Genomic DNA, 15,764 nt, shown 5'->3' with positions numbered 1-15,764 from the left:
GGCATTCCCCCTCGTGACAATCGGCGTGACAAACACCGAAGTCGCCAGCAACAGCGGTGCAGATGATGGTGCCGCAGCCCAAGGAATGGACTGCACCTGACTGACAGTCAGGCATGCCCCGGTCATCGCATCACTGCCTTCACCCGACTCAGGATCTCGTGGCGCCGGTCTCGTCAGCCAGTGCAGCCTCCACCCGCCCACTTCTTCGGAAGTGTTCAGGAGGCCAGATCATGAGATGCCCAAGCTCCCGGCCGTAAGGAGCCGTCAGTCCCGCGTTAGTGGACAACCCTCACAGGTCGCAGGGGCCTTGATCCCTGATAACACTCAACATTCTTGGCGGGATGACGTGGGGAAAGTTTCAAAGATTTGGCTTCGACAGGAGTTTGATCATGGGATTGGTAGGTAGACGGGATGGGCGCAATTTTGGTTATGGCCGGCAACTGAGCTATGCCGGGCCGCAAGCGTTGCGCGATCTGTTTGGCGGGGGCATTACGGGACGGTCAAGGCACACAGTGATCGCTGGCAGGCGTTTGTACGCTGGTGCCGCTCAGACGATGGACCAGGGTTTAACGATGCGCGACAAATTGATCGGCAGACCTTGCTGGACTACGCGGGGCATCTGCGCGAGCAAGTTGAACAAGGTGAGCTCGCCATCGCCACTGCGCAAAATCGGTTGTCCAGTGTGAACCGAACCATGGCGGCGCTTCGCGGTGATCAATATGTGAAAGTGCCGAGTCCGAGCAAGGCGTTGGGAATGCAGCGCACCACCATCCGCACGACAGCTCCACAAGGCCAGGATCGCGAACACCTGATGCGCATCGTCGAGTCGCTCAGCGAACAGCATTCTCGTGCCGCGGCCATCGCTCAGTTGGCGCGGGCCACCGGCATGCGCCTGCGCGAGGCCATTTTGGCCGACTTACCGCGCTTAAAACGTGAGGCCGAACACTACGGCAAGATCAACATCCAGGATGGCACCAAAGGGGGCCGCTCAGGTGCCTCGGCACCTCGCTGGATCAGGGTGGATGATCATATTCACGAAGCGCTGAGATTCGCCGAACAGGTCTCACCCGACGGCAGCCACAACCTGCTTGCGCCGAACGAAAGCTACCTCGATTTCCAACGGGAAATCGTCCGCGCCGCACGGGACCTCCTCCATAAGCACAACCTCAAAGGCTTTCATGAATTACGGGCGGCTTTTGCATGCGAACGCTATGAGCAGATCACCAATCACCCAGCGCCCATCAATGGTGGCAGATGCAGGCGGATCGATCCACGCCTTGATCGAGAGGCACGCTTACAAATCAGCTATGAGCTGGGACACGGTCGAATTGACGTGACGTCTGCCTACATCGGTGATCGAGCATGAGCAAGCCATTCGATATGGAGCTGTTCCTAGCTGGAGTACTGACCGGAGCGCGCGACACACGTGTACGTCACATACGTCAGGCTAAAGCAATTCACGCTGCGATTTCTAATCGCTGGCACCGAGATAATCCATGGACCTGGCAGCGAAAGCATCTGGCCTGGTTTCTTGATACGCACGTGAATCCGCGCGCTGAGTCGACGCGCTACTACTATCTGTTGACCATAAATTTGCTCACTATTCGCTTAGGAAAGGCATGGCAGTTCAATTGATAGTCGAGGATCAGCAACCGACCAAAGACGGGCGATAGGAATTGGCTTCTTCGCCAGTTTTTCGCAACACCGCCGCTACTAGTGACGCCACTACATCGATTTTTACGCCCCCTCCCCCGCTTCTTGCCCTCTAAATAGAGCATCCCCGCACCGAAGCGTCCGTTATTTTTTTTCCAGAGCACTGAACCGGGTGCCTACAAAACCCCTACAACCCGCGATCACCGGGGGCACACACAGCACGGTGAGCACGCACAGCCCAGCGAGCACTGCAACGCCTATAACTACATGTTTTTTAACAAGTTGGATGACGCATAATTTTCAACTCAAATCTGAGTGGCTATTTCTATATTCTTACTCAATACTCAGATTGGAATATACCTGCAGTATCGGGTTCAGATTGCACGTTCTAAGTATTTGATAAATAACGTTTTTTAGTCGAATCTTGGTTCCAGCGATTGTTTCCCGAACCGCCGGGCTTTCAGCTGAGATTACTAACTCGGAGATTGCATCATGACTGATACCCCTATCCCATCACCCCCAGCGCCACTTGCCGCTGCCCAGCCCACAACTGTCGTAAATCAGACGCCCGCCGGTGTACTAGACCAAAATTTTGCTGCTCTACTTGCTTTGAATACCACTCAGAAAAAAAAGAGAAAAAGTAAAGCCCATCTTAATGCGATGAAAATGCGTGGAGAGTTATGGCCAGAGCTAGATACCAGTCTTCTATGGGATCGAACAGTCAATGATGGATACTCATCGATCCCTAGGACGCTTTCACTCATAACCAACATGATTGACGACCTCGCAAAAAAACATACCGGAAAGTCTGCCGCAGCTGGAAAAACGTATTTTGCTCTGTGGTGTAGGGTGTGGGATGAAAACATGCTAACTATTGAGAATGAATCTGTTTATGCCATTGAGTCAGGATATTCCGGGGAACGGAATGTGACGACTTGGCGGCAGCATATGAAGGTCCTTCAAGAATTGGGATTTATCGATACGAAGGAAGGTGCTTATGGCCCCTACAATTTTGTCCTTATATATAACCCATATTTAGTATTGAAAAAGCTTAAGCCTCAGATACCTGCATCCTATTATCAGTTGCTCTTGCAACGTGCGATTGAGATTGGCGCAGACGGTGACCTTATAGATAAGCCAGCCAAGGAGACCAAATAATGGAAAGTATAAAATTGCTTATGATACTAGCTATCGAAACCATAAAGCTTATTAGTCAAATCATAAAGTTATTCCAATGAGATTGGATGCGGATGTATGAAATATTAATGGGACTCATACATCCGCCTAAAAAATCAGTACGGCGCTTTTGCAGAGTATCTTGGCTCGGACATACAGGTATTGGGCGGCAAGCGACCATATAGATAGCTGCATGCTGTTTCGTCAAAAAAATATTTCTGCGCCTGTCTTAGACTATACGGCTATAGTACGTCCGATAGCATTTTGATAACCTAGCTTTCAGCAGCAGCTTTGCGAGTCGAGTACCTATTGAAGGGGTATTTGAGAAAAACAACAAATAGAAAAAAACTATCGAATCCCGGATAGATCGAGGAATGAGACATGAGTGAACAATTCGTGTCCGAGGCGGCAGGAACTCCGCATCTGGCAGAGCAGGATGATGGCCTTAAAAATCTGAAGTTATTGATTGAATCCTTCAATACAGAAAAACTGAACTCCAGCGAACAAAAGAAGCTCCAAGAACTTCGGTCCATTCTTTCACCGCTACTAAAAAAAGGTGGCGTTTTAGCAGATTTATTTCAAGATGGAAAAGACGTTTTAGCATTTCCGATCGACGTCGACAGTGTCCTGCAACATTTAAACCAAGATATGAGGGATGACTGGTTTACTGACACACTTCAACACAAAGATCTTCTCTCAAACAAACAATCCCTTCATGAAGTCCTATATGAATTATTAAATGAAGGAAATGGACAATATATCGGCTCTTTCAGGAATGTTTACAATATACCTAAAAAAGGGCTAGGGATTAGATACTCGCTAGAAACTGACTTTTATGACAGATTTATATATCAAGCAATCTGTACCTTCCTAATACAATTTTATGATCCACTCTTGTCTCATCGAGTGCTAAACCACAGATTCAATAAAGATAGAAAATCAGAGAAATACATATTCAAAAGCCGTATTGATTTATGGCAAACTTTCGAAGGGGTAACTAGAACGGCACTTAGCAACAATCAATCACTACTAGCAACCGATCTAATCAATTGCTATGAAAATATTACAATTGAAACAATCCGCACAGCTTTTGAGCGATCAATTGAACATATAAATACTTCGGGTCCAAACAAAGTATTAATTAGGAATGCAGTGCAAACCCTCTGCAACCTTTTGTCGCGGTGGGGATACAGTGAACGTCACGGCCTGCCTCAAAACCGCGACGCATCGTCATTCATCGCAAACGTTGTCTTGAATGATATTGACCATGAAATGGTGCGATTAGGGTACGATTATTATCGATACGTGGACGACATCAGAGTAATTTGTCCCAACACGAGAGTCGCAAAGAAAGCGTTGACTGAGCTTATAAATCAGCTCAGAAAGGTCGGGATGAATATAAATTCTGGAAAAACAAAAATTTTAACCCAAGACTCGACTGCTAATGAAGTTGATGAGTTTTTTCCAACATCTGACGATCGAAGCCTCACAATCGACAACATGTGGAGATCAAGAAGCAGAAGGGTTATTGCGCGTTCAGCAAAGTATATATTTCAAATTTTGAAAGAGTGCATCGAAGAAAAACAAACACAGTCCAGGCAGTTTCGATTCGCGGTAAACCGACTGATTAAGCTGACCGATGCAGGCATTTTTGATATTCATGCAACCATAGCAACAGACCTAAAAGCACTCTTAATTAGCTCACTTGAGGACCATGCGGCTTCGACCGATCAGTACTGCAGACTTCTTGGGATTCTAGACCTCAACGAGCAAGAGCTCAATGATATTTACAACCATCTCAGTGATCATGAGCGCTCGGTTCACTCTTGGCAAAACTTTCATCTATGGTTACTTCTAGCAAATCGCAAATATAAAAGCACTAATTTAATAACGCTAGCAACTGCAAGAATAGAGTCCGACATACTTCAACCAGAGATAGCGGCCATATTTATTTACCTAAAGTGTGTTGATGAAGCACAAATTTTAATTGATAACATTTCCAAATTTGAGTCTGCCTGGCCATATTACCATCAGCGAAATTTTCTATTAGCCTGTAGCGACTTTGATCAAAATCAATTGAAACCTTTAATTTCTAAGCTAGGCCCCAAACTTAAATGGACCGGTAGCAGAGCCAAACCTTATTTTACTAATGGTATGCCTTTGGTCGAACGAGACAAAATAGCCATGCTTGATCTTTATGATGAGATCACACCATATGACTGAATCAAAAAAAGCCTTACTTTTTATAGCTGACTATACAGACCAAGGGCAAGACAGAATCTTCTTATGGTCAGATGGCACTTTAGGTGAAGTCACAATATCTGATTTAGTAGATCAAAAGCATGAGCTTGTCTGCCATGACTTATGGTTAATTGCCCCATCTCTCTATCGGGCGACAAACAAACTACCATCCAACATCACAGACATTGAAGAACTTCGAATCCTCACTTCTGGAAAGAAAAAAGAAAGAGAATCAAGAGACAAGAAAGACATATCCCAACTCCTATCCTCATTTGTTTCCGAAGAAATTATTGCAAGATATAAAGAGATTTTTAACCGTAAGATACCTTTAGATGAAGCTATTCTGTCGTCAATTGGCGAAGCCCTATTAAAATGCTCAGAAGTTGTAAAAAGCGATGCAATTACTGCCGGTGAATGGGAGAGATTCATGGTAATCGAACGTCCCGTAAACGACTATCTAATAAGATCAACATCAGAAGGTATCTCTATTTCTGAAGAAAAACTTAGATATCATAAGAACAAAATAGAATTCGAATTCTATATGGCATTGAAGAGTTTTTCTTCCGACTACGATATGCCTCTAGAGGTTCCCTCCGACCAAGCCGTTATCGAATACCTAGAGCCCAAAGGCTTTGACTTTACCGGTATAGACGTGGATTACATTTTAAATTTTGTCCCTATGCAGTCAAATTTTGCAGAGGACTTAATTCGCTTAAGAAAGATTCAGAGTTCACGTAGAGTATTAGCAGCCATTCCCTTGAGCCAAAGCCGAATTTATCCGATAGTCGATAGCTTTGGTTCTATCACCTCAAGAATCTACTTCAAAGACCCGTCGTTACAAAATTTGGCAAAACACCATCGAGACATTTTAATTCCAGATACCAACAAGCGGTTGTCCTACATAGACTACGACCAATTTGAAGCAGGCGTAATGGCCGCGCTCTCCGGCGATGAAAAACTATTAGAGTTATATAACAGTAGCGATGTCTATGAAATTGCTGCAGAAGAAATATTTGACGACAAGAGCAAGAGAAAACAAGCCAAGAGGCTATTTCTTTCTTATGCCTATGGAATGAAGCGGCAACACATCCTTGCTGCAGCGCAGGGTTTTGGTGCAGATCGCCAAAACGCTAAAAAATTCTTTGAACAATTCAAAACATTCGAAGCTTGGAAAGTCTTAGTTCACGAAGAGTTTCAACGTACGGGAAGAATTGGCACTGCGCTTGGTAATTATATGCACCGTGATCGAAAAGGAGAACTAACAAGCAAGGAAAAAAGATCTGCTATCAGCCAAGTTGTGCAAGGGACTGCCTCGTTAATATTCAAGAAAGCATTACTATGCTTGAGTTCAATATCTGAAGTAAAACTAAAACTGCCAATGCACGACGCTGTTTTGCTGGAGCATTCCGCAGACTACGACATAGATCGGGTAATCAATATTTTTTCAGAAATAATGTCTGAACATTTTCAAAATAAGATTCAAGGCAAGGCGTCATTAAGCCAATTTCATGAAGATCGGTAGCTTGTAAAGCTGTGGACAGATACGAAATTGCTTGAGAGCTCCTTACGGATTGGTTAAAGGCTCCTAGTTTTTACTGGATTCACCTGGCACATCTTGGTGACTGCAATCACCTCCGACGCTCACTCGATCTGGAGATAGACGTACATATGTCTCGAGACTTTCTAACTAATCCTTTTCCAGATGATAAAGGTAGCTTTAGAGGTAGACTGCTTATTTAGCATAAATAAATCACATCATTATCAATAAGATAGCTGCATATTCGACTCCTGGTGCCGCCCCACACAAGGCCCCACAGCCAACTAATACAGCCTCTCTCCCTCTCCCCCGCCCCCGCCCCCGCCCCCCTTCTGACGGTTTTTATCGTTGTGGGAGTTCTGTCGAATACAACTCAAAACGGTCAGGAAACGTTACCCGCTGCAACTTCGTTGGTTGCCTGAAGACGGGATGCCCCCCTTTCCGGCAACATCCCCCGCTCAGGCGGGCCTAACCGTTGCGCTCTGGCGGCGAATTCCGGTCAACCGCGCTGTTGTCTGCGCCTTGAACATGCTGTTTACTTCGCCCTCATTCGCTAATGTCATTTTGCCCTTTTACATCGCTGTCGGGCTGAATGCCGGGCAGGGTGTTTTTAACAGCAGGTGCATGCGGTTATGACGATTGCTAGGCCATCCATCAAACTCAGCACGCTTCGGCAAGTGGCGCCTTATTTGAATATGCGCGGGGTGTCTGCGCTGGAGTTTTTCCGGCGTTTTGGCATTTCTCCGCAGGTGTTTCAAAACCCCGATATCTGGGTGCCGCGTGCGGCGTGTTTTCATATCGCGAATGAAATGGCCGCCGCCGCGCAGGATCCTTTCGGCGGGGCGGCGGTGGGCCATTTGACTGATGTGCGCGCGCTCGGGGCCTGGGGTGAGTTGATTTTGGGGTCCACCCATCTGGCTCAGGCTTGTGCCATGGCGGCGGTTCATACGAATTTGCTGCACCAGGGCGGTGAGGTGAAAATTATCACCGAGGGCCGCACGACGAAGCTCATTCACGCCTTTAACGGGCAGCACGGGGCCGACCCGTTACAGGTCACGACCGCCAGCCTGGTGGTGCTCAGGAAGGTGCCGCTGATGTCCGGGGCCGCCGGGGCCATTCGTGTACACCTTAAAAACCCGAGGGTACGGGGGGATGAAGCGCTGGAGGAATACCTGGGGCCGCATTTGAAGATGAACGCCGAGTACAACATGATCGAGTTCGATCGTGAGTTGCTCGAAATTCCTCTGCAACCGGTGCGGGATGGGGCATGGAAAACCACTCAGGCCTTGAAGTCGACCTCTGAAGTGGCTGACGTGCTGGTCCAGCAGATCGCGAATCAGGAACACTCCAGGCTGGCGGCCATTTCCAAAAAGGTTGGTTTGTCTGCTCGCACGTTGCAACGTCGCCTTGAACACTGCGGCATTGACTTTGATGCGTTGCGGGACGAGACCCGCCGCAGTGAGTCCTTTCAATTACTGGCCAGCGGTAAATATACCGCGACGGAAATTGCTTACATGGTCGGTTACAGCGACCCGGCGCACTTTACCCGGGCTTTCAAGCGCTGGACCGGCACCCCGCCGTCGCGCTACCTCTCAACCTTGTTGCAGGATGTAGAAACGCTCGCCTAAGCCTTTAAGCTCTGCATTCGCGGTGCGTTTGGCACTAAATGGCAAGTTTCCCTCGGGGGGTTCTTATACAGTTTTAAAAGGTGATACCCACTTTTAAGACCCCGAGGTTTGCATGTCGTATTCATCCGCAACCTGCATTATCGCCCTCACGCTGGCCGCCGTTGGCAGTGTGAGCGCGCAGTCATCCGCCGAGGCGACCCCACAGGTCGGGGTCGATAATTTTGCCCGGGCCGAGTCCGATCTTTATATGGGCAAGATGGTTGCAACGGGCAGTTTGGGTCGGTTTGTTCATAGCCGCGACCCCGTTCCCATCGATGCCCAGAATGTGGTGCGCATGAACCGCGACACGTTGTATTCATCTGCCGTGTTCGACCTGGACGCCGGCCCTGTGACGATCACCTTGCCTGAGGCCGGCAAGCGGTTTATGTCGATGCAAGTGGTCAACGAGGACCATTACGTGCCCACGGTCGCTTACGGGGCCGGCCCACAGACGCTGACCAAAGACGCTATCGGTACCCGCTATGTGTTTGTCGCCGTGCGCCTGTTCTTCGACCCCGCCGATGACAACGACCTTAAACAGGTGCATGCGCTGCAAGACGCAATCAAGGTCAGCCAGGCCGGAACCGGGGTGTTCGTCACACCGAAGTGGGACCCGGCCAGTCAAAAAAAGGTGCGCGATGCCCTGGCAGTGCTGGGCTCGACGATTCCCGACTACAACCAGTCCTTTGGCCCCAAGGGCGCGGTCAATCCGGTGCATCACCTGATTGGCACGGCAACGGGATGGGGCGGAAACCCGGCCAAAGACGCCATCTACCTCGGCGGCGTGATGCCACAGAACGATGGGAAAACCGTTTATCGGTTAAAAGTGGGGCAAGTGCCGGTGAATGGTTTCTGGTCGGTGAGCGTTTATAACGCCGACGGTTACTTCGAAAAAAACCCGTACGACGCCTATTCGTTAAACAACCTCACGGCCCAAAAAAAGGCTGATGGCTCGATTGATATCCAGTTCGGCGGGTGCGACGGCAAAATCGCCAATTGCCTGCCGACACCGCCCGGCTGGAACTACACCGTCAGGCTTTATGAGCCGAGCGAAGAATTACTGAATGGCCAATGGGATTTCCCACAGCCGCAACCCGTCGCACTGTAGGTTCAAATGACTGAACGGTTTGCTTAATCAACTCCCGACCTCAGAAGAAGTGTGCCCCACAACTGCACACTTCGACTGAGGTTCCCTAAACACTCAACTCGCGCAATGCGGCGGTCGCCAGAAACCCTGAGCGCGAGGCGTAGCGGTGGTCCTTGCTGACCCGCTCGTCGATGCGCTGCAACAGATTTTCAGGCAAAGACGCATTGAATCGAACGGACTTGCCCAAATAGGGCGTCAAGTCGAAGTCGATGACGGCCCAGATCCCACCGGCATAATCCGGATGGTCCAGGTGTGCATCAATATCCTTGGCCTGTGGCAACTCGCCGCCATCCGCAACGGTGCCCTCCAGGTGCAGAGCCAGTGCTTCTTGCACGTTTTGCAGCGCTTCAGAAAACGTAGCGCCCGCTGAGAAGCAACCGGGCACATCAGGGACCGTCACGCTGAATTCAGAATCAGCATCTTTGTGTATTACGACCGGGAATTTCATGACAGTAATTCTCCCTTGAGACCTGCGGATTTAAGGATGCTGGGCAGCGTTCCCTTTGCAATTTCGGCCTTGGGGTGCGGCACCGTGACCCTGCCAGCCTTGTTCGGGTGTTTGAATTGATGGTGACTGCCCTTAACCGCAACCTCAAACTAACCATCGCTCTCCAGCAGCTCAATAAGCTCACGACTTCGCACTCCGATACCCTTCTATGTTGTGCACGGCACACACCATCGAGCGATGGTGCAAATTATAGCTACACACAATACACACCAAAATAGGTGGGCCGTTTCACAAGGGTGTTACGTACTATGAGTACACCGACCATCCCCTCCCTCAAAAACGGCCTTGCATAAACAACTGGCCATCATGACAATGCGAGCGATTACCATTTACGCATTGGTGGCTTACTCATGTCGGCGCTTGATCATTCGGTTCTTCATCAGATGTACAGCGAGCACAACAGCTGGCTGAAGGGCTGGTTGCGGGTTCGGCTGGGCAATACGGCCGATGCGGCTGATCTGGCGCAGGACACGTTCTTGCGGGTGATGACGGCACGCCCGGTTGCGCCGATTCGTGAGCCGCGCGGCTATTTGAGTGCGATTGCGCGCTCGCTGTTGATCGATAAATCCCGCCGCCGCACCATCGAGCACGCCTATCTGCAGGCGTTGGCCCTCAGGCCGGAGCCGGTGGATGTCTCGCCGGAGGTGCGGTTGTCGATCATCGAGATGCTGGTCTCAATCGACACGTTGCTGGATGAGTTGGGCACGCGGACTCGGGATATTTTCCTCGCGGTGCAACTGGAAGGGCTGACGTATGTCGCGGCCGCTGAACGTTTTAATGTATCGGTGACCACGGTGAAGAATCATTTGATCCGCGCCATGACGCGGTGTTTGTTGCTGGTCGACACCGAATGAGTACGACGCTGGATATCAAAACGCTAGAGGCGGCCGCTACGTGGTACGTGCAACTCAATGACGGGGCGGTCAGTGAGGCCAAAACCAGAGCCTGGCAGGCCTGGATGCAATCAAGCCCACAGCACGCGGCGGCATGGACGCGGGTCGAGAGGCTTCAACAGCAGTGGGCGCAAATGCCTCGGCAAGCGGCCTTGTCCAGCCTCGGTGCCGCCAAGGCGCAACGGCGTGAGGTGCTGAAAATACTGGGCATGCTGATGGCCGTGGGCGGCTGTTCCTGGCTGACCGTTGAGGCGGTGCCGTATCGCTCGATGCTGGCTCAACACCGCACCGGCGTCGGCGAACGGCGCTCGCTTGAGCTGGAGGATGGCTCGCAACTGGCGTTGAACGCGGACACGGCGCTGGATATTCGCTTCGATGCTCACCAGCGGCTCATTCAGTTATACGGCGGCGAAATACTCGTGCAAACCGCCAAAGACCCCGCCCAACGGCCCTTTATCGTCAGCACCGCACAGGGCCGCATACGCGCGCTCGGTACGCAGTTCAGCGTGCGCCTATGGCCTGAACACGCCCGCGTCGGGGTGCTGCAAGCGGCCGTTGAAGTGTCGGCGGCGGAACGTGCCGATCACCCCCTTCGCCTGGACGCCGGCCAGCAAGTCTTGTTTGACCGCAATCACATCGATGCCGCTGAGCCTCTTGCGGCCAGTTCGGCCGCGTGGGTGCACGGCATGTTGAGCGTGGAGGACTGGCGGCTGGGGGACTTTATCGAGGAACTGAGCCGCTACCGCCCAGGCGTTCTGCGCTGCGCCGCTGCGGTTCAACACTTGAGCATTTCCGGGGCCTTTCGCATTGATGACACCGAGACGGTGCTGGAAAACCTGAGCAAGACCCTGCCCGTCAGAGTGCGTTACATGACCCGCTACTGGGCCAGCGTGGAACCGGCGTAATCCGGCGCTGAAAATACTTTCACCGTAACCTTGCTGATTTCGATTCTCATCCGTCAAGGACATAAGCCGCGACAACAGTGGCTGTCTGCCAGACTAACGGAAGGATCACCGAATGCCCCTGCTTCCCCTCTCCCCCAGGACCTCCATGGCGCGTGCGGTACGCTTGGCCCTGTTTGGCTTGACCCTGGCCAGTGTGCCGGGGCTGGCATTAATGCCCACTCCGGTTCTGGCGCAAAACCTGGTGTCTTATCAGATCGCCGCCGGCCCACTGACCAGTGCATTGACTCGGTTTGGGGTACAAGCGGGTGTGACCCTGTCGTTTGACACTGAACAGACCCGTGACCTGACGACCGCAGGCCTGGATGGTACTTACAGCGTCGAAGAAGGCCTTGCCCGCCTGCTGGCCAACAGCGGGTTGCAAGCCAGGCGTCAAAGCAACGGCGGCTATGTACTGGAGCCGAAAACATCTGATGGCGCACTGGAGTTGGGGGCCACGGAAGTCACCACGAACCAGTTGGGGACGGTGACCGAGGGCTCCGGCTCCTACACGCCAGGCACTATCGCTACCGCCACGCGTTTGGTGCTGACGCCCCGGGAAACGCCGCAGTCAATCTCAGTGGTCACCCGCCAGATGATGAATGACTTTGATCTCACTTCCATTGACGATGTGATGCGCCACACCCCCGGTATCACGGTCTCGACTTACGACTCCGAGCGCACCAACTACTATTCACGCGGCTTTTCCATTGTGAACTTCCAATACGATGGCATCCCGACGCTACGCGATACCCAGTATTCGGCGGGCCAAACGCTCACGGATATGGCCATTTATGATCGCGTCGAAGTACTCAAGGGTGCCACGGGCCTGCTGACCGGCGCGGGGGGCCCTGGCGGCACCATCAACCTTATTCGCAAAAAACCTACCGCCGACTTTCAGGGTAACGTCGAACTCGGCGCAGGCACCTGGGACAATTACCGCTCGGGGATTGACCTGAGCGGCCCCTTGACCGAGTCCGGTAATGTTCGCGGCCGCGCAGTGGCGACCTATCAGGACAAACACACGTTCCTGGACCATTACTCACGCACCACCAGCGTGTATTACGGCATTCTGGAAGTGGACCTGGACGAAGACACGCTGCTGACACTAGGCGCGGATTATCAGGACAGCGACCCGAAAGGCTCCAGTTGGACGGGCTCCCACACCGTGTTCGATGCCGTCGGCAACCGCCTGGATGTACCGCGTTCTTTCAACAACGGCCCCAACTGGAGTGGCTGGGCGCAATACAGCCGAACCGCTTTCGCAACCCTGGAGCATGCCTTCGACAATGGCTGGGTAGCCAAAGGCCAATTCAACCATCAAATCAACGGCTATAACGCACCGTTGGCCTATATCTCCCAGGATTCGGCCACTGAGAGTTCTATTTGGGCTCAGAAGTACACGGGTAAAACCACCAGTGATAGCCTGGATGTATACGTTTCCGGCCCCTTCGAGTTATTCGGCCGCGAACATCAGATGGTGGTTGGGCAGTCCATGTCCATTGCCAAGTGGAAAGGCAAGGACTACGGCAGAGCCACCTACTTTGACAACTCGTATGATTTCTACGAATGGGACGGTGATGCCATCGAGCCCCTGTGGAACCAACCCACCAAAATCAATGACCTGACTACCCGCCAGACCGGCACCTATACAACCGGGCGCTTCAGCCTGATGGATGAGCTGCACCTGTTACTCGGTGCCCGCGTTGCCAGCTACAAAGTTACGGGCACCCGTAAGAGCCAGGAAAACGGCAAGGTTGTGCCTTATGCAGGCCTGGTCTACGACTTTAGCGACAACTTCTCGGCCTACGCCAGCTACACCGAGATCTTCCAGCCACACACCGAATACCTCGACCGTACAGGCAAAATGCTCGACCCCAATGAAGGTCATAATTACGAGCTGGGCATCAAGGGAGAGTTCTACGGGGGGCGTTTGAACACTAGCCTCGCCTATTTCGAAGTGCATGAAAAAAATCGCCCGCTGCAAGACGTCCTGTTCAACTCCATCCCGGGCAACGACCGCTCCTATCTGGGCATCAAGACCAAAACCAAAGGGTATGAAGCCGAGATATCGGGTGAACTCAGCCCTGGCTGGCAACTGCAAGCGGGCTACACCCACAAAATCAGTCGCGATGAGGAAAATGAGAAAGTCGCCACCTGGGAGCCTCAAGACCAGGTCAGCTTTTATACAACCTATAAGTTCAAGGGAGACCTGGACAAGCTCACCGTCGGCGGCGGTGCACGCTGGCAAAGCGCTGGCTGGCAGACGCTCTATAACTGGGGCTACAACGGTGGCGAGGGCCGCTCCGAAAAATTCACTCAAGACCCGTTTTGGCTGGTGGACTTGATGACGCGCTACCAGTTCACCGAAAACCTGTCGGCAACCGTCAACCTTAATAACCTGTTCGACAAGGTGTACTACACCAATATCGGCTTTTACACCTCGGCCTATTATGGCGACCCGCGCAATGTGATGGTCACGACCCGCTGGGATTTTTGAGCCGCCGCAGGGTTTAACAACCCCACACAAAAACGCCCCGACCGCATCATGCCGGTCAGGGCGTTTTGTCTTCAAATGTCCGGCCTGTGTGTCAGGCCAGTGGCATTAGAAAATGCTGATCGGGTAATCAACAAACACGCGCACTTCGTTGCCGCCATCGTTGTATTTGCTGGCGTTGTTGGACACGCGCAACCACGAACCACGCAGGCGCACGCTCAAGTCTTTGGCCGGGCCGCTTTGTACAACGTACTTGGCCTGGTTGAAGATTTCGCGCTCGGTACCACGGCCACGGCCAGAACCGTCGTCGATGTTGGTGCCGCGCACGTAGGCGATGTTGTAGGTCAGGCCCGGAATGCCAACGGCACCGAAGTCGAAACCATAACCCAACTGCCACGAACGTTCGTCTTTAGCGTTGAAGTCGGACCAGAAGGAGTTGGCCAGCAGGATGGTGTTGCCGCCATCACCCACGCCGCCTGCACTGCGGTAGAAACCATACGGGTAGCCGATTTCGCCGGTGCTGCTCTGGTAAGCCAGGGTCAAGCTGTGGGCGTCAAAGGCGTAGGTGGCTGCCAGGCTCCAGATCTTGTTGTCCTGGCCATCAAGTTTCAACACGTCACGTGCGAACTCTTTGTTCACATGCGTGCGATAGCCGTTGAAGTCAAACGTCAGCGAGTGCTTGTCTTGCAGCGGGATGGCATAGGTCAGGCCTGCGTATTGCTTGCGCAGTACGTCGTCCATTTCGGAAGCGTACAAGGAAGCCGACAGGTTTTCGTTGAATTTGTAGCTACCGCCAAACACGTTGATGCTTTTCAGGTCGCCGCTGTCACGGGCTTCGGCGCTTTTACGCGACTGTGCGGTGAAACGACCGATGTTCACTTCCAGGCCGTCGATCTCTTTGGAGGTCAACAGGGTGCCGGTGTAGGTTTCAGGTGCCAGACGCGAAGTGTCGGACATCAGGACCGGCAACTGCGGAACTTGATCGCCATACTTGAGCACGGTGTTGGACACGCGCGCTTTTACAGCGGCGCCACCCTTGGCCAGGTCCCGTGCCGCCTTGCCGCTATCGCCCTGTTTGAAGAAGTCGATACCGCCCGCGCCGCTGTTACCACGGCCGCCATCCAGGCGCAGTGCGTAAATGCCGAAAGCATCCACACCCACACCCACGGTGCCTTGGGTAAAGCCAGAGCTGAAGGTGCCCCAAAAGCTTTGGCCCCATTCGGCTTTATCTTGTTTGTGGTGTTTGTAGTCACGGCTGATGTAGGCGTTGCGGGCCAATACGCTCAGGTGGCTATCTTCTACAAAACCCTTCGAATCAGCTTGATCGTTAGCCATGGCCTGGGTGGCAGTGAGTACGCCCAGCGCGAGAAGGCTTATGCGTTTGTTCAACATATTATTTTCCTTATTTCTGAATAAAAGCGCGCTGTGGGTTTCAAGCTGAAACATTGAGTGGTGGTTGCTTCACATAAACAAAAAAAGACCGGCCCGAAGACGCAGGCAAGTC

The 15,764-nt window shown here is 52.1% G+C and carries 11 protein-coding genes and 2 pseudogenes; 10 read left to right on the top strand and 3 right to left on the bottom strand.

Annotated elements, in window-relative coordinates; translation table 11 throughout:
• The first annotated feature begins 389 nt into the window (after positions 1-389).
• From Q1W15_RS18860 to Q1W15_RS18830, 7 genes and pseudogenes are all read left to right on the top strand, one after another.
• A pseudogene (locus tag Q1W15_RS18860) lies at positions 390-1,366 on the top strand (integrase domain-containing protein).
• Positions 1,363-1,635, top strand: a complete 273-nt coding sequence (locus tag Q1W15_RS18855) for a hypothetical protein (RefSeq protein WP_080587823.1) — start codon at positions 1,363-1,365, stop codon at positions 1,633-1,635. The pseudogene Q1W15_RS18860 and the gene Q1W15_RS18855 overlap by 4 nt, the downstream one beginning before the upstream one ends.
• A gap of 510 nt (positions 1,636-2,145) precedes the next feature.
• Positions 2,146-2,811 carry a hypothetical protein gene (locus tag Q1W15_RS18850; protein WP_223457452.1) on the top strand — a complete coding sequence of 222 codons (666 nt, stop codon included), beginning with the start codon at positions 2,146-2,148 and terminating at the stop codon, positions 2,809-2,811.
• Between the two features lie 399 nt (positions 2,812-3,210).
• Entirely contained in the window at positions 3,211-5,052 is a 1,842-nt protein-coding gene (locus Q1W15_RS18845; protein WP_300730903.1) for an RNA-directed DNA polymerase, read from the top strand.
• Complete coding sequence (locus Q1W15_RS18840; protein WP_300730902.1) at positions 5,045-6,592, top strand: DNA polymerase; 1,548 nt, start codon at positions 5,045-5,047, stop codon at positions 6,590-6,592. The genes Q1W15_RS18845 and Q1W15_RS18840 overlap by 8 nt, the downstream gene beginning before the upstream one ends.
• Positions 6,593-7,239: 647 nt before the next feature.
• The gene (locus Q1W15_RS18835) at positions 7,240-8,235 is read left to right on the top strand and encodes an AraC family transcriptional regulator (RefSeq protein ID WP_300730901.1); all 996 of its coding nucleotides are present in this window, start codon (positions 7,240-7,242) and stop codon (positions 8,233-8,235) included.
• Positions 8,236-8,347: 112 nt separating this feature from the next.
• On the top strand, positions 8,348-9,382 hold the full coding sequence (locus Q1W15_RS18830) for a DUF1254 domain-containing protein (RefSeq protein WP_300730900.1): 1,035 nt from the start codon (positions 8,348-8,350) through the stop codon (positions 9,380-9,382).
• Positions 9,383-9,467: 85 nt separating this feature from the next.
• Here Q1W15_RS18830 and Q1W15_RS18825 read toward each other — a convergent pair whose 3' ends face one another.
• On the bottom strand, positions 9,468-9,869 hold the full coding sequence (locus tag Q1W15_RS18825) for a type II toxin-antitoxin system HicB family antitoxin (RefSeq protein WP_300730899.1): 402 nt from the start codon (positions 9,867-9,869) through the stop codon (positions 9,468-9,470).
• Positions 9,866-10,063 (bottom strand): annotated as a pseudogene (locus tag Q1W15_RS18820) (type II toxin-antitoxin system HicA family toxin). The gene Q1W15_RS18825 and the pseudogene Q1W15_RS18820 overlap by 4 nt, the downstream one beginning before the upstream one ends.
• Positions 10,064-10,279: 216 nt before the next feature.
• Between Q1W15_RS18820 and Q1W15_RS18815 the strand changes: the two are divergent.
• From Q1W15_RS18815 to Q1W15_RS18805, 3 genes are all read left to right on the top strand, one after another.
• A complete protein-coding gene (locus tag Q1W15_RS18815) occupies positions 10,280-10,783 on the top strand; it encodes a sigma-70 family RNA polymerase sigma factor (RefSeq protein ID WP_300730898.1) in 504 nt (167 codons plus the stop codon).
• Positions 10,780-11,727, top strand: coding sequence for a FecR domain-containing protein (locus Q1W15_RS18810; protein ID WP_300730897.1), 948 nt, complete (start codon positions 10,780-10,782; stop codon positions 11,725-11,727). Before Q1W15_RS18815 ends, Q1W15_RS18810 begins: the two co-directional genes overlap by 4 nt.
• A gap of 112 nt (positions 11,728-11,839) precedes the next feature.
• The gene (locus Q1W15_RS18805) at positions 11,840-14,263 is read left to right on the top strand and encodes a TonB-dependent siderophore receptor (RefSeq protein WP_300730896.1); all 2,424 of its coding nucleotides are present in this window, start codon (positions 11,840-11,842) and stop codon (positions 14,261-14,263) included.
• 105 nt (positions 14,264-14,368) lie between these two features.
• Here Q1W15_RS18805 and Q1W15_RS18800 read toward each other — a convergent pair whose 3' ends face one another.
• The gene (locus tag Q1W15_RS18800) at positions 14,369-15,652 is read right to left on the bottom strand and encodes an OprD family porin (protein ID WP_300730895.1); all 1,284 of its coding nucleotides are present in this window, start codon (positions 15,650-15,652) and stop codon (positions 14,369-14,371) included.
• Positions 15,653-15,764: the final 112 nt, after the last annotated feature.

Source organism: Pseudomonas sp., assembly GCF_030150285.1.
Taxonomy (GTDB): domain Bacteria; phylum Pseudomonadota; class Gammaproteobacteria; order Pseudomonadales; family Pseudomonadaceae; genus Aquipseudomonas.
The sequence above is the reverse complement of the archived record's forward strand: the minus strand, read 5'-3'. Positions and strand labels throughout refer to the sequence as shown.

Excerpts from the sequence above, each read along its gene's own strand:
- Q1W15_RS18835 (WP_300730901.1), top strand. The coding sequence starts at position 7,240 with ATGACGATTGCTAGGCCATCCATCAAACTCAGCACGCTTCGGCAAGTG.
- Q1W15_RS18845 (WP_300730903.1), top strand. The coding sequence starts at position 3,211 with ATGAGTGAACAATTCGTGTCCGAGGCGGCAGGAACTCCGCATCTGGCA.
- Q1W15_RS18815 (WP_300730898.1), top strand. The coding sequence starts at position 10,280 with ATGTCGGCGCTTGATCATTCGGTTCTTCATCAGATGTACAGCGAGCAC.
- Q1W15_RS18830 (WP_300730900.1), top strand. The coding sequence starts at position 8,348 with ATGTCGTATTCATCCGCAACCTGCATTATCGCCCTCACGCTGGCCGCC.
- Q1W15_RS18800 (WP_300730895.1), bottom strand. The coding sequence starts at position 15,652 with ATGTTGAACAAACGCATAAGCCTTCTCGCGCTGGGCGTACTCACTGCC.
- Q1W15_RS18825 (WP_300730899.1), bottom strand. The coding sequence starts at position 9,869 with ATGAAATTCCCGGTCGTAATACACAAAGATGCTGATTCTGAATTCAGC.
- Q1W15_RS18850 (WP_223457452.1), top strand. The coding sequence starts at position 2,146 with ATGACTGATACCCCTATCCCATCACCCCCAGCGCCACTTGCCGCTGCC.
- Q1W15_RS18855 (WP_080587823.1), top strand. The coding sequence starts at position 1,363 with ATGAGCAAGCCATTCGATATGGAGCTGTTCCTAGCTGGAGTACTGACC.
- Q1W15_RS18840 (WP_300730902.1), top strand. The coding sequence starts at position 5,045 with ATGACTGAATCAAAAAAAGCCTTACTTTTTATAGCTGACTATACAGAC.
- Q1W15_RS18810 (WP_300730897.1), top strand. The coding sequence starts at position 10,780 with ATGAGTACGACGCTGGATATCAAAACGCTAGAGGCGGCCGCTACGTGG.
- Q1W15_RS18805 (WP_300730896.1), top strand. The coding sequence starts at position 11,840 with ATGCCCCTGCTTCCCCTCTCCCCCAGGACCTCCATGGCGCGTGCGGTA.